The 14,078-nt window shown below is 51.8% G+C and carries 13 protein-coding genes, 1 tRNA gene and 1 pseudogene; 7 read left to right on the forward strand and 8 right to left on the reverse strand.

Annotation, left to right across the window (positions count from 1 at the left end; all coding sequences use genetic code 11):
- The first annotated feature begins 57 nt into the window (after nt 1-57).
- Nucleotides 58-744, forward strand: a complete 687-nt coding sequence (locus tag M8013_RS12795; RefSeq protein ID WP_271268189.1) for a LuxR C-terminal-related transcriptional regulator — start codon at nt 58-60, stop codon at nt 742-744.
- 17 nt (nt 745-761) lie between these two features.
- On the opposite strand, the gene tsaD is transcribed toward M8013_RS12795, so the two are convergent.
- Complete coding sequence (tsaD, locus tag M8013_RS12800) at nt 762-1,775, reverse strand: tRNA (adenosine(37)-N6)-threonylcarbamoyltransferase complex transferase subunit TsaD (protein WP_271268190.1); 1,014 nt, start codon at nt 1,773-1,775, stop codon at nt 762-764.
- Between the two features lie 236 nt (nt 1,776-2,011).
- Here tsaD and rpsU point away from each other — a divergent pair, with 236 nt between their 5' ends.
- The 3 genes from rpsU (at nt 2,012) to rpoD (ending at nt 6,135) form a co-directional block, all read left to right on the forward strand.
- A complete protein-coding gene (gene rpsU / locus M8013_RS12805) occupies nt 2,012-2,227 on the forward strand; it encodes a 30S ribosomal protein S21 (RefSeq protein WP_001144069.1) in 216 nt (71 codons plus the stop codon).
- Between the two features lie 168 nt (nt 2,228-2,395).
- Nucleotides 2,396-4,138 (forward strand): DNA primase, encoded by a 1,743-nt coding sequence (gene dnaG, locus M8013_RS12810; protein ID WP_271268191.1) that lies wholly within the window; start codon nt 2,396-2,398, stop codon nt 4,136-4,138.
- A 14-nt stretch (nt 4,139-4,152) separates the two neighbouring features.
- Nucleotides 4,153-6,135, forward strand: a complete 1,983-nt coding sequence (gene rpoD / locus M8013_RS12815; protein WP_271268192.1) for an RNA polymerase sigma factor RpoD — start codon at nt 4,153-4,155, stop codon at nt 6,133-6,135.
- Between the two features lie 127 nt (nt 6,136-6,262).
- Here rpoD and mug read toward each other — a convergent pair whose 3' ends face one another.
- On the reverse strand, nt 6,263-6,769 hold the full coding sequence (mug, locus tag M8013_RS12820; protein ID WP_271268193.1) for a G/U mismatch-specific DNA glycosylase: 507 nt from the start codon (nt 6,767-6,769) through the stop codon (nt 6,263-6,265).
- A 124-nt stretch (nt 6,770-6,893) separates the two neighbouring features.
- On the opposite strand from mug, the gene M8013_RS12825 reads away from it, so the two are divergent.
- From M8013_RS12825 to M8013_RS12835, 3 genes and pseudogenes are all read left to right on the forward strand, one after another.
- Nucleotides 6,894-6,969 (forward strand) — tRNA-Ile (locus M8013_RS12825).
- 384 nt (nt 6,970-7,353) lie between these two features.
- Nucleotides 7,354-7,566 (forward strand): annotated as a pseudogene (locus M8013_RS12830) (integrase core domain-containing protein); the annotation flags it as partial.
- Between the two features lie 160 nt (nt 7,567-7,726).
- Entirely contained in the window at nt 7,727-8,842 is a 1,116-nt protein-coding gene (locus M8013_RS12835) for a class I SAM-dependent methyltransferase (protein WP_271268194.1), read from the forward strand.
- 358 nt (nt 8,843-9,200) lie between these two features.
- On the opposite strand, the gene M8013_RS12840 is transcribed toward M8013_RS12835, so the two are convergent.
- The 6 genes from M8013_RS12840 to deoC all read right to left on the reverse strand — a co-directional run bounded on the left by M8013_RS12840 (nt 9,201) and on the right by deoC (nt 13,935).
- On the reverse strand, nt 9,201-9,515 hold the full coding sequence (locus M8013_RS12840; RefSeq protein WP_271268195.1) for a hypothetical protein: 315 nt from the start codon (nt 9,513-9,515) through the stop codon (nt 9,201-9,203).
- A gap of 132 nt (nt 9,516-9,647) precedes the next feature.
- Nucleotides 9,648-10,547, reverse strand: a complete 900-nt coding sequence (locus M8013_RS12845; RefSeq protein WP_271268196.1) for a sugar phosphate isomerase/epimerase family protein — start codon at nt 10,545-10,547, stop codon at nt 9,648-9,650.
- Nucleotides 10,544-11,671 carry a Gfo/Idh/MocA family protein gene (locus tag M8013_RS12850; protein ID WP_271268197.1) on the reverse strand — a complete coding sequence of 376 codons (1,128 nt, stop codon included), beginning with the start codon at nt 11,669-11,671 and terminating at the stop codon, nt 10,544-10,546. The genes M8013_RS12845 and M8013_RS12850 overlap by 4 nt, the downstream gene beginning before the upstream one ends.
- A gap of 48 nt (nt 11,672-11,719) precedes the next feature.
- Nucleotides 11,720-12,220, reverse strand: a complete 501-nt coding sequence (locus M8013_RS12855) for an RbsD/FucU domain-containing protein (RefSeq protein WP_271268198.1) — start codon at nt 12,218-12,220, stop codon at nt 11,720-11,722.
- Between the two features lie 3 nt (nt 12,221-12,223).
- Nucleotides 12,224-13,153, reverse strand: a complete 930-nt coding sequence (locus tag M8013_RS12860; protein ID WP_271268199.1) for a ribokinase — start codon at nt 13,151-13,153, stop codon at nt 12,224-12,226.
- Nucleotides 13,154-13,233: 80 nt separating this feature from the next.
- A complete protein-coding gene (deoC, locus tag M8013_RS12865) occupies nt 13,234-13,935 on the reverse strand; it encodes a deoxyribose-phosphate aldolase (protein ID WP_271268200.1) in 702 nt (233 codons plus the stop codon).
- Nucleotides 13,936-14,078 lie beyond the last annotated feature (143 nt).

The raw sequence follows: 14,078 nt of genomic DNA on the forward strand, positions 1-14,078 counted from the left end.
CGGTCTGCCTGCCCTGATAATAATTATCATCGTATAACACGATTAAGGAATAAAACGATGCAGCTCAATATTGCCATTGCCGACGAGCACACCATTGTTCGTCGGGGTGTGAATGCCATGCTCATGGGGAGCCGTTCTGCCGGGATGGATACTTTTGATGCTCTGACACTCTGTTTCACCGGCGAAGCGGCATCGACCGCTGAGCTGATTGCCCTGCTTGCACAGCACACGCCCGATATTCTGTTGCTGGGACGCACGCTCTCCTCTCCGCAGAGCCAGAATCCGCTCAACGGGATGCAGGGGCTGGCGCTAGTGAAGTGGTTAACCCATCACTACCCTGCGCTAAAAGTCATGATGCTGTCGCCGGATAAGAACCCGTTGCTGATCCGACTGATGCTGGAAGCCGGTGTCAGAGCCTATCTCAGTCGTCATGCTGACGAGAAAACCCTTAAGCAGGCGCTGAATTCGGTGGTGAATAACGACATTTATGTTGATCACACGCTGACGAGCATGCTTTTTCAGAGTGGAAAAGCCCCCCGGGAGACGCTCTCCCTGCGCGAACATGAGGTGCTGCGCTATATATGCCGGGGTCTGAGCCTGACGGATATCGCACGGCGTCTGCACCTCAGCATTAAAACCGTGAGTGCGCATAAAATGCGGGCGATGGAAAAACTGGGGGTAAGCAACAGCTGCCAGCTATACAGTCTGCTGGCCAGTACCCGGATGTTTGATATCGCTATCTAACATCCGGGCGTCGGGGATCAGGCTGCGGGCAGCTCCGCCAGCGGCCAACGCGGACGGACAGAGACGCTCAAATCCGCCGTTTCATTAGGTTTCAGACGCACCATACCCGCATAGGCGATCATCGCGCCGTTATCGGTACAGAACTCCGGGCGGGCATAGAACACTTCTCCCCGGCGCTTTTGCATCATCTCCGCCAGCTTTGCACGTAATGTGCGGTTGGCGCTGACGCCCCCCGCCATCACCAGACGCTTAAAGCCGGTCTGATCCAGCGCACGTTTGCACTTGATCATCAGCGTATCCACTACCGCATCTTCAAAGGCACGGGCGATGTCCGCACGCGTCTGATCGTCGCTTTCATTATTACGGATAGTATTCGCTGCAAAAGTTTTCAGGCCCGAGAAGCTGAAATCCAGCCCCGGTCGGTCGGTCATCGGGCGTGGGAAGACAAAACGGCCTTCGGTGCCCTGCGCAGCCATCTTCGACAGCATCGGGCCGCCGGGATAATCGAGACCCAGCAGCTTGGCGGTTTTGTCGAAGGCTTCTCCGGCCGCATCATCAACAGATTCGCCCAGCAGAGCATATTCACCAATGCCGGTCACGCTGATAAGCTGGGTATGGCCGCCGGAAACCAGCAGCGCCACGAACGGAAATTCCGGCGGATTGTCTTCCAGCATCGGCGCCAGCAGGTGCCCTTCCATATGGTGAACCGGAATTGCCGGAACATCCCACGCAAACGCCAGCGACCGTCCAATCGTTGCACCCACCAGCAGCGCACCCACCAGGCCCGGACCGGCGGTGTAAGCCACCGCATCAATATCTTTTGCCGTTAAGCCGGCCTCTTTCAGCGCCGCCTGAATAAGCGGCACCGTTTTACGCACATGGTCGCGAGAGGCCAGTTCCGGCACTACGCCGCCGTAGTCAGCATGCAATTTCACCTGACTATACAATTGGTTGGCAATCAGCCCTTTTTCATCGTCGTAAATGGCGATGCCGGTCTCATCGCAGGATGTTTCAATACCCAGTACACGCATGACTTGTTTTACCTCACTCAGATACCGCGCAGTGTAGAGCCTGGGCGGGTTGATGTAAAACTTTCCTCACCCCCACTGTTCTCTTCGTGTATACTCCTCACCCTTATAAAAGTCCCTTTCAAAAACGGCCGCGGTGCTTTACAAAGCAGCAGCAATTGCAGTAAAATTCCGCACCATTTTGAAATAAGCTGGCGTTGATGCCAGCGGCAAACCGAATTTATAAAGGTGAGAGTTACATGCCGGTAATTAAAGTACGTGAAAACGAGCCGTTCGACGTAGCACTGCGTCGCTTCAAGCGTTCATGCGAGAAAGCAGGTGTTCTGGCGGAAGTTCGTCGTCGTGAGTTCTATGAAAAACCAACGACCGAACGTAAGCGCGCTAAAGCTTCTGCTGTGAAACGTCACGCGAAGAAACTGGCTCGCGAAAACGCACGCCGTACTCGTCTGTACTAATCTGTTGAGGACACGCGTCCTCAATTGACAGACAGAGTAGTAGTCGTAAGGCCGTGCTTCCGGAAGGAATGCGCGGCTTATTTTCGTTTATGAATCAGTATTTACACCAAATTATTCACACTGGATCAAAGAAGACAGTTTGAAGGATGAAGTGTAATCACGGGGCCTATGGCTGGACGAATCCCACGCGTATTTATCAATGATCTGCTGGCAAGAACCGACATCGTCGATCTCATCGACGCGCGGGTAAAGCTGAAAAAGCAGGGCAAGAACTACCATGCGTGCTGTCCGTTCCATAACGAAAAAACCCCCTCTTTCACCGTAAACGGTGATAAACAGTTCTACCACTGCTTCGGCTGTGGCGCGCACGGCAACGCCGTCGACTTTTTGATGAACTACGACAAGCTCGAGTTCGTGGAAACCGTCGAAGAGCTGGCTGCCATGCACAATCTTGAAGTGCCCTATGAAGCCGGAACGGGTCTTAGCCAGATAGAACGTCATCAACGACAAAACCTCTATCAGCTTATGGACGGATTGAATGCGTTTTATCAGCAATCCTTCACCCAATCCAACGCTGAGCCTGCACGCCAGTATCTGGAGCAACGCGGTCTAAGCGCCGAGATAGTCGAGCGTTTTGCTATTGGTTTTGCACCACCAGGCTGGGATAACGCGTTAAAACGTTTCGGTGGCAATGTCGATAACAGACAGCTACTGCTCGATGCCGGGATGCTGGTCACTAACGACCAGGGAAGAACGTACGACCGTTTCCGCAATCGTGTGATGTTCCCGATTCGCGACAAACGAGGCCGGGTTATTGGTTTTGGTGGCCGCGTACTCGGTAACGATACGCCGAAATACCTGAACTCCCCGGAAACCGATATTTTCCATAAAGGCCGCCAGCTGTATGGCCTTTATGAAGCCCAGCAGCACAACGCTGAACCACCGCGTCTGCTGGTTGTCGAAGGTTATATGGATGTTGTCGCCCTGGCACAATACGGTATCAACTATGCCGTTGCCTCACTGGGTACGTCTACCACGGCTGACCACATGCATATGTTATTCCGAGCGACAAACAACGTTATTTGCTGTTACGACGGCGACCGCGCCGGGCGCGATGCCGCATGGCGCGCCCTGGAAACCGCAATGCCATACATGACTGACGGTCGTCAGCTACGCTTTATGTTCCTGCCCGACGGTGAAGACCCGGATACGCTGGTACGTAAAGAAGGTAAAGACGCTTTCGAGGCACGGATGGAGCATGCACAACCGCTCTCCATGTTCTTATTTAACAGGCTCTTACCGCAGGTTGATCTCAGTACGCCAGATGGAAGTACGCAGCTCGCTGCCCTGGCGTTACCGCTGATCAGCCAGGTTCCGGGCGACGCGCATCGAATTCAGCTGCGCCAGACACTGGGCCTGAAGCTGGGGATTTTTGATGATTCTCAGTTGGATCGTTTGATGCCGAAACAGGCCGAAAGTGGGGTCGTGCGCCCAACGCAGCAGATAAAACAGACTCCTATGCGTATACTTATAGGGTTGCTGGTGCAAAATCCAAACCTGGCGCCGCTCGTCCCCGCTATGCATGGGCTGACTCAGGCAAAGTTACCAGGGCTCAACCTGTTTACCGAGCTGGTGAACATTTGTGTTGCGCAACCGGGCCTGACAACAGGCCAGCTTTTAGAGAGTTATCGCGGTAAAGGTGAATACTCAACACTTGAAAAACTCTCAGCCTGGAACGATATAAAGGATGAGAACGTTGAAAAAATGTTCACCGACACGCTAAACCGAATTTTTGATTCAATGCTTGAACAGCGACAAGAAGAGTTGATAGCTCGCGATCGCACACAAGGTTTAAGCAGTGAAGAGCGCAGGGAGTTCTGGGAAATCAGACAGGCCCTGGAAAAAAAATGAATTTAACGGCTTAAGTGCCGAATATCGTTCGGGTAGATCCCGACAGCCGCACTGAGAGGCAGCGGCAAAAATATAAGTACGCCCTCGCTTTAAATGTTGGTAGCTGCACCGCCAACACCAATCAAACGAATAAGTGTGGATACCGTCTTATGGAGCAAAACCCGCAGTCACAGCTGAAACTTCTTGTCCAACGTGGTAAGGAGCAAGGCTATCTGACCTATGCCGAGGTCAATGACCATCTGCCGGAAGATATCGTCGACTCCGATCAGATCGAAGACATCATCCAAATGATCAATGACATGGGCATTCAGGTGATGGAAGAAGCACCGGATGCCGATGATCTGTTGCTTGCTGAAAACTCAAACAACACCGACGAAGATGCAGAAGAAGCTGCTGCACAGGTTCTGTCGAGCGTTGAGTCTGAAATCGGCCGCACAACCGACCCGGTTCGCATGTACATGCGTGAAATGGGTACCGTTGAACTGTTGACCCGTGAAGGCGAAATCGACATCGCTAAGCGCATCGAAGACGGGATCAACCAGGTTCAGTGCTCCGTTGCCGAATACCCGGAAGCCATCACCTATCTGCTCGAACAGTACGATCGCGTTGAAGCTGAAGAAGCGCGTCTGTCCGATCTGATCACCGGTTTTGTCGATCCGAACGCTGAAGAAGACATGGCGCCAACGGCGACGCACGTCGGTTCTGAACTGTCTCAGGAAGAGATGGCTGACGAAGAAGAAGAAGAAGAGGAAGAGAGCGACGACGACAGCAGCGATGACGACAACAGCATCGACCCTGAGCTGGCGCGTGAGAAATTCGGTGAACTGCGTACCCAGTACGAAATCACCCGCGACACCATCAAAGCCAAAGGCCGTAGCCATGCTGCCGCGCAGGCTGAGATCCAGAAACTGTCTGAAGTCTTCAAACAGTTCCGCCTGGTGCCAAAACAGTTCGATTACCTGGTTAACAGCATGCGCGTGATGATGGATCGCGTACGCACCCAGGAACGTATCATCATGAAGCTGTGCGTTGAACTGTGCAAAATGCCGAAGAAGAACTTCATCACCCTCTTCACCGGCAACGAAACCAGCGAAACCTGGTTCAACGCGGCTATCGCGATGAACAAACCATGGTCTGAAAAACTGCGTGACGTGTCTGACGACGTGCATCGTGGCCTGCAGAAGCTGCAGCAGATTGAAGAAGAGACCGGCCTGACTATCGAGCAGGTTAAAGACATCAACCGTCGCATGTCTATCGGCGAAGCGAAAGCCCGTCGTGCGAAGAAAGAGATGGTTGAAGCGAACTTGCGTCTGGTTATCTCTATCGCGAAGAAATACACCAACCGCGGCCTGCAGTTCCTGGATCTGATTCAGGAAGGTAACATCGGTCTGATGAAAGCGGTTGATAAGTTCGAATACCGTCGTGGCTACAAGTTCTCCACCTACGCAACCTGGTGGATCCGTCAGGCAATCACCCGCTCTATCGCGGATCAGGCGCGCACCATCCGTATTCCGGTGCATATGATTGAGACGATTAACAAGCTCAACCGTATTTCTCGCCAGATGCTGCAGGAGATGGGCCGCGAGCCGACGCCAGAAGAGCTGGCAGAACGCATGCTGATGCCAGAAGACAAAATCCGTAAGGTGCTGAAAATCGCCAAAGAGCCAATCTCCATGGAAACGCCAATCGGCGACGATGAAGATTCGCATCTGGGTGATTTCATCGAGGATACTACCCTCGAGCTGCCGCTGGACTCTGCCACCACTGAGAGTCTGCGTGCCGCCACCCACGACGTTCTGGCGGGCCTCACCGCCCGTGAAGCGAAAGTTCTGCGTATGCGTTTCGGTATCGACATGAACACCGACCATACGCTGGAAGAGGTGGGTAAACAGTTCGACGTTACCCGCGAACGTATCCGTCAGATCGAAGCGAAGGCCCTGCGCAAACTGCGCCACCCGAGCCGCTCTGAAGTGCTGCGTAGCTTCCTGGACGACTAATCTCGCCGGAATCGAAAAAGCTCCCAATGGGAGCTTTTTTTATGCCTGCTATCTGGGCGGACATGCCTCGGATTTTTCTCTCTCCCTGTGGGAAAGGCCTGGGTGAGGGCATCACACCGCACCGAACCTACAGTCCCCGCACCATCAGCGCTTCATCCAGCTCACGATACGCCTCGACCAGCTTCTCCAGCGTCGCTCTGTTCAATCCACTCGGATTCGGCAGCACCCACACCTGGGTCACGCCGATGGTGATGCGCTGCTTGCCCCACTGCGCTCCTCGCTGGCTGAACGCCTGTTCATACGCCTGCTTACCCAGAATCGCCAACACCGCAGGCTGATAGTCCTCAATCTTCTTAATCAGTTCACGCCCGCCGCTGCGCAGCTCATGGAGATGCACCTCGCTTGCCTGCACCGTCGGCCGCTCCACCAGCATGGTGATACCGCAGCGGGTATCCAGCAGTTGCTGCTCCTCTTCCGGCTTCAACAGCTTGTCGGTAAACCCGGCCTGGTAAATAACCTTCCAGAAACGGTTTCCGGGATGCGCAAAGTGGAAACCGGTATGGGCAGAGGACTTGCCCGGGTTGATACCGCAGAACGCCACCCGCAGCCCGGGTGCAAGAATATCGCCGATCATTTTTACTCCTGCTGATAGATCACTCAGCAAGTATAAAGGATTGAAAATGTGTTGTTTATAAAAACAGCAGGCAGGCGCGTATAGCTGGATTGCCGCGAGGAGTTACTTTATAATCCTCCGCCACGGCCCCTTAGCTCAGTGGTTAGAGCAGGCGACTCATAATCGCTTGGTCGCTGGTTCAAGTCCAGCAGGGGCCACCAGATAAAACAAGGGCTTACACCAACAATGTGAGCCCTTACTTTTCCCAGTATACCTTTAGGACACCCCAGCACAGTATTAACAGTTAGAAGCTGGTACTAATCTCGCCCCAAACCTTTAGCAACTCCCGCGGCCAATAGCTTTTTTTCAGACTCGATCATCCTGCAAAGTTCTTACCTGACGGTGAAATGACGCCAATCACCTCGCGTGCCGCAATGCAGGGCCGGTCATCATTTCGCGGTTCCGCCTGGATATAGCTGCCCCCTCTTCCAACTGGCGCTTCAGTTCCCGCAGTTCTACCGGTTCGAGCTGGAGGCCGCCATGCTCGAGTCTGGCAATGGTCAGTAACTCTATTTCGCGTGGCGTCATGGAGTCTTTCCCTGCTGGGCAAGCCCGCTCAGAACGCATTTATTGAAAGTTATAATAAACGATTTCGAGATGAGTGCCTGAATGAGCAGTGGTTCAGCGAATTTTTTCACACAAGGAAAACGATTAGCGACTGACGGCAGGATTATAACGAGTGCCGTCCACATCCATCGCTCGATTACCAGACTCCAGCTGAATTTGCAGCGGACTGGCAAAATTGGAGATATGAATAAAAACCAACAGACATTACTCACTGAAGGTTGTTTCTACCTCTGGTGACTGGTCATACCTTAACCAATGAAATATGCTGTTTTTTTCTCTTTTATCTATCGATTGTAATACTTTTTTTATGATAACTTCATAATATTTATTTTTAACACAATAGAGGTTGTTATGGAAGATTTCTATTCATGCCCTGTTTGTAATTCAGACCTGAAAGTTATTGATAATAAATTTTGTGAAATTAGATCAGAGCTTGTTTTTAATGAGTTAGAATTCAGACAATATCTTTGTGAGAAGTGTAAGCACTCCTGCACTTATCATAATGTTCCTTTGGATATAATTTACAAAGCAGAAACAGCTCTGGCTACGGATAGAGAATTAGGTGACTTTAGAAAAGAATTTATAAAAAGGAATCTAAATTTAAGCACTATCGATGGCCTTGCGATTGAAATTGGTGGTGGTCCTGGTGAACTTGCTGAAGATCTTCGCAGCGAATGTGGGCATGAAAAAGGCATAGTGGTTGATTTTGTTGATAGGGTATCTTTCGAAAGTTTAAATTTTGTTCATTCTGATTTAAACGATTGTAAGGATCATTTCGCATCATCGCTTGCAGAGTACAATATCAAACACAAAAGAAATATATTTGTTTTGTCCCATGTTCTTGAGCATATTTTTAAACCATCTGAATTGCTGAGCGTTCTGAAAGAATTTAAGAATAGTTATTTCTTCATTGAGGTTCCTGATTTTGGCGTTCCACATAGCAAACTTGATTTAAGATATTCTATTAATTGCCCTGACCATATTCACTACTTCAATTCGCAGTCATTTTTATCTCTAATCCAAAATACTGGGTTTAATATCATTGCTTTTGAGCGCCAAAGTAGTCCATTAGTTCCAGCGTTGCGGGTTTTATGTAATGCAAGTGATTTAATTAACTCCATTGGAGACTATGAAGAACATCTTCAATTAGTTAGCGACGAGATTGCAGAGATTATAAATAAACATAGTGCTACGCATTCTATTTATTTGTGGGGATTATCCGCATTTGCAGCAGAGGCTATCAGAAAGACACCTGGAAAGGTCAAAGGAATATTTGACACTAAATATGAATTTGATATTTTTCAAAACATCCATGTATTTAAAGATCCTGTTAATTATAATTTTATGCATGGGGAAAACCCTGTTTTTATCTGCGGCTCTACATTCTCAGTTGTTCAGGAGGCGATGAGAAATAAACTGGCTATTTTATCGCCTGACTACACTTTGCTGACTGTCCCATATGAATAATATTGCTCATGTCAAAAAACATCTCCTGAAATAAATTGTTCTGGACATAGTTTCTTTGATTTATGATGGAAAGAAACTGGACTGACCGCACCAGATCAGGTATTTCCTATCATTACGACGAGGTCTGTTTAAAGGCCTCCGGACTGATCTCGAATAGGTGATTGTGGCTCTGGTTGTAGATACTTTTTCTTCATAGCTTGGTCGCTGGTTCAAGTCCAGCAGGGGCCACCAGACACTACAAGGGCTGACGAGCAATCGTCGGCCCTTTTGCTTTTAACAACATCCAAAACCCACATCCCCCTACCCCAATAAAAAAGCGAGAGAGACTATCGCCCCTCCCGCTAAACGTGACAACACCTTACATCATCTGGAATACCAACGAGATGACCATGCCGAAAGTGATGCCATACACCCAGTTATGCTGCGCCATCACCCGCATCCGCTTACGATTGCTGATAGTGATGTTTTCCAGCAGGTTGTGAGCAGTGCGCCTCTGGCTGACATAGTGGGTAATAATATCTTTTGAACAATGCCGGAAATGCTGGATGTCATCCCTGATAAACTCATCGACCTCTCCTTTGTTGGCCTTGAGCTCGCGCACGATCCCTTCTAACAGCTTTTCCATTCCTTTGACGCGCAGGACAACATCATCTTCCAGTTTCATCAGTTGCATAATTCAGATCCATGATTGCAATTCAGTTCCCGAGGACAACGTCCGTTTTCCCCTGCAATAATGATGCGCGCCGCGGGTTTTGGTATCAACCCGCTAAATGTTAATTATATTAAACTGGAAAAAGTTTCATTTTCAGCCGCCGGTTACCATCAGCACTTCATCGACAAAGCTTTTGGCACGCGGAATATCATGCTCATCAACATGTTCAATGATCAGCGGGATGTTCGGGTACTTTTGCGCCAGCAGATTCAAATACAGCGGATAGTTCAGCGCGCCTAATCCGGCTGCCGGCAGCTCAACCGAGCCCGCCCCACGGAAGCTGTTATGCTCTGCCGCCCCGCCGCCAAATTTCTCGGCGACCGCATCGGTTCTTTTGCAATCTTTGGCATGGGCGATTTTGATTTTGCTCTCCAGCACATCAAAAATACTGTGCAGGGTGCTGTCGATATGGTCGATATTGCTATCGTCAAAATAGTTGGTGGGATCCAGCGCCAGGCCGATGCCGGGATGATCAACCTCGCGCAACAGTCTGGCGACCTGCGCGACCGAACCGATAATATTGTTGACGTAGTTCTCGACCAGGAATACTGCGTTATGTTCATACGCAAAGGTCGCCAGATCTTTGGCGATCGCTTTAAATTCCTGGTACGCCTCTTCGGTGCTGTTTTTAGGATCGTACAGCCAGTCGCTGTCGGTATTATAGGTCCCCGTTTCGCTGATGACGTACGGAGTACCAAAATCGCGGGCGTGGGCGAGGATCTCTTTCACTGCGGCGATATTCTCGGCGCGCTTCACCGGATCCGGATGCACTAAGTTGGTGTAGGCCGAAATCGCCACGATCGGCAGCGAGGCCCGACGAAACGCGTCCCGCACCTGATGCGCTTTTTCTGGCGTGATATGCCCCCGACGCAGATCCACATCGGTGAACTCAAGATCCAGCTGCACGCAGCCCATCCCTGCCTGCTGTATTTTGGCGATGGTATGATTCAGGGTGCCCGGGTAATATCCGGTGAAAATGCCGACGTTAATCATTGTGTATTCTCCAGTAGAATTTCATTGAGATAAACGGTTCTCTCTTCCTGAATAGAGACATAGCAAGCTTCAATGCAGGCCAGGGTACTGAGGTTGTCTTTGGCACTAAGAAGAGGTTCCACCCCCTCTTCAATCGCACACAGCAAATTGGCCATGGTCCCAATAAAGGCATCCGGGAACCATTGCCGTTCCCACTGCGGCGTCACCCACTCTGGGTTATTTCGCGTCGCCAGCTTCAGCGTGCTGCCGCAATATTCCGGCGCCCGGCGATGCCAGCCAAAATCGCCTTCTGCCAGCCCTTCGGTTCCCTCTACGCGCCAGTTGATGTAGTTATTTTTTGCACAGGGTTCGCCGGGCCAGGCCCACACGTCATCCAGACTTGTGGCGATAAGACCATTCGCATACTGGAAGCTGTACTGAGTGATGCCATCGGTATGCTCGAAAGACGTTCGCGGATCGGTACGGCATATCGCCGTGACTTTAAGCGGATTGCCAAATAAAAAGCGGAAGGTATCGATGTGATGGATCGCCATGGCATACAGCTCGAGCTTTTTATATTCCTGCAAAAAGAGCTGCCAGTCCGGAATGGCGCGCATGTCGATGCTGGCAATAACCGGGCTACCTATCAGTTGATTCTCAAGGATATATTTCAACGCGCGTATCGATGGGTCGTAACGCATATTCGAATTCACCGCGATGGGAATACCGCTCTGTTCACTGAGGCGCACAATCTCGCGCCCCGCTTCCAGCGACATCGCCAGCGGCTTCTGGCACAGAATGCCTTTAATGTGGCGGGCGGGAGAATTGGGGCCGCAAATAAAGCGCACGATCTCGAGCTGGACATGCGGGGGAACCGCAATATCAATAATCTCGATGGACGGGTCGCAGACCATCTCCTGCCACGTCTCGTAGATTTTATCGATGCCAAATACTTCGGCGAGCCGGTGGCAATGGTGTTGTTCCCTCGAGGTAATACCGACGGGCGTAAACCCGGCCTTCTGATAGGCCACCAGGTGGCAATGCTCAACAATAAAACCGGCGCCGATAATCCCGATTTTATAATCCTGTCGTTTGGGCATAGCAGGTCGGGTGGCCTGCTCTAATTGATGTAATAGCGTGTCCATAAAACCTCATCATCACGTTGAAGTAGCGAACGACAGCCTGTGATCCTGTTAACGCAGCTCAGGTACAACGTTGTCACGAATACGCTGGCGTCTTGCGACATAGGCCGGGAGCGGCTGCACGCCGGACTGTTCGGTAAACCACGCAAACGGATCGGTACTCGCCACCAGCGCAAAGTTGGCCCATGGGTTGAAGGAGCCTGAGCGGATCACCACTTTGGCCCGGTGGGCAATGTCGTGGCACAGCGTTTCGTGGCTGGCCGCGTGAAACTCCGCCCCGGAACCGGTGTAGATGGACTGCACGTCACGGTACAGCTGCGGATGGCAATCCCGGACTTCGCTGGCAAAATGGACCTCCTCGGCGAAGATCTCCTGGCGCAGCACCTGCAGGATCTCGAGGACGTCTACCGTCCCGGGCCAGAATCCGAGATCGATACGTTTAGCCTGAGGAGGTATTGGAAAACCCGCGTCCGTCACCAGCACGATGTCGGTGTGGCCGAGGGTGGCTAATGCAGCGGCAAGTTCAGGATGTAAAATTCTGTCGGGTCTCATTTTTTATTCCTCTGCAACGTTGATGCTGTTCATAAAGGCGTCGACATCACAACGATTGTGATACGAAGGGACGGTTTCCCAGTCGGTGCAGCAAAGAGCAGCCGTCGCATTGGCTAACAGCACGGCCTTTGCAATCGGCATGCCCTCATCCAGGGCAACAGCCAACGCGGCATTAAAGCTGTCGCCCGCGCCATTGCTGTCGACCACCTCGACTTTACAGGGTGGGATTTCTTGCGTGTCGTGTTGGCTGAAGACCGCCGAGCCCGCCTCCCCCAGGGTCATCACCACATACTGACAACCCGTTTCAAGCAGCAGATCGGCAATCTCGCGGTTACTGCGCGCATCATCCGGAGCAAGCCCCAGCGCCACGCGGGCTTCGGTTTCATTCGGGGTCAGGTAGTCGATGGCGCTCAGGTCGAGACCGCGTAAATCGCGCGCGGGTGCCGGGTTAAGAATGGTGGTTTTCCCCAGCGTTTTGGCTTTTCGCAGGCCGTACAGTGCGGTTTCGAGCGGGATTTCAAGCTGAGCGAGCACCACGTTGCACGCCCGGATCTGCGACAGCGCGTCATCCACCAACGGGGGGGTAAAGAGCTTATTGGCTCCCATGTCCACCACGATGATATTGCGCGCATCGTTATCTTTAACGATGAGTCCGGCCCCGGTAGGTAACGCGTTGGTGAGCGTCAGCGCCCGAATATCCACCCCCTCCTGCTGCATCAGGCTGACAAACTCATGTCCGAAGGCGTCATCGCCGACCACGCCAGCGTAAGCGACCGTCGCGCCCAACCGGGCGGCCTGAACGGCCATATCGGACCCTTTTCCGCCCCAGGTCTGGCGAAAATCACGGCCGATCAGGGTTTCCCCGGCCAGAGGGATACGGTCGGTTGTCATCACCAGCGCTTTCGCGTAGCTACCGAGAATAAATACACTCATCGCTTTCTCCGTTCACTGTGCTGTTTGTTTTTCTTTGCAGAACGAAGTGCCGTCAGCGGAATGCCGACGGCATCCGTCAATCAGTAAGCGTTAATATCGCCTGTCAGGCCTTTCACCAGTTCAGGGCCAGAACTGGTGCCGACTAACTCCGCTCCCGCGATAAACATCTCTTTCATTTTTTCCAACGTGTTGACTTTACCGGAAACTTTTACGCGGCAAGGTGACTGAATATTGGCTTTGAGAAGTCGTACATCTTCCGCTGTTGCGGCGCATCCTCCTTTGCCCCAGCCGCTGGATTGTTTCACCCAATCAATACCGGCTTCGTACGCAAAGCGAGTGGCCTTAATTTTCATCGCCTCTTCGGTGATAAACCCGAACTCCAGCATCGCCTTCACTTTCATCCCCAGGTCGTGGGCAACGTGGGTGACCTCTTTCAGCTCGTTGAAATAGCGGTCATCCATGCCCCCGAGCAGGAATCCAGGGTTCGGCGGGAAATCGAACTCATCAGCGCCCTCTTTGGCCAGCTCACGCACCACGGCGACTTTCATTGCGGTGGTGTCATTGGCCTGCGGGAAATTCACGGTGGTCGCCACGCGCACGCCGCTGCCTTTCAGGACGTCCTTCGCTACAGCAACCCAGCAGGGGGCGATCATCGCAGCGTCAAACTGATACTCCATGCAAATATTCAGGTGCTGGATCAGCCCGTCATAGGTCAAATCTGCGTTGACGTTAGTGAACTGGATGGCCTTGGCGACCTGGCGGGGATCGTTGAAATCAATCATCTACATCTACTCCTGTTGGCTACGTTGATGACATTCAATTTAGGCAGCCGCCGCCAAAAGTGTGATGGTCAGGATTCCCCGCTGCATGGACAGAATTTCCACGTCTATAAAGTTGTGAGCCTGTTCAAAAATCTACCGGTGCC

The sequence above is a fragment of the Silvania confinis genome (assembly GCF_025564085.1).
In the GTDB taxonomy this organism is placed as follows: Bacteria; Pseudomonadota; Gammaproteobacteria; order Enterobacterales; family Enterobacteriaceae; genus Enterobacter; species Enterobacter confinis.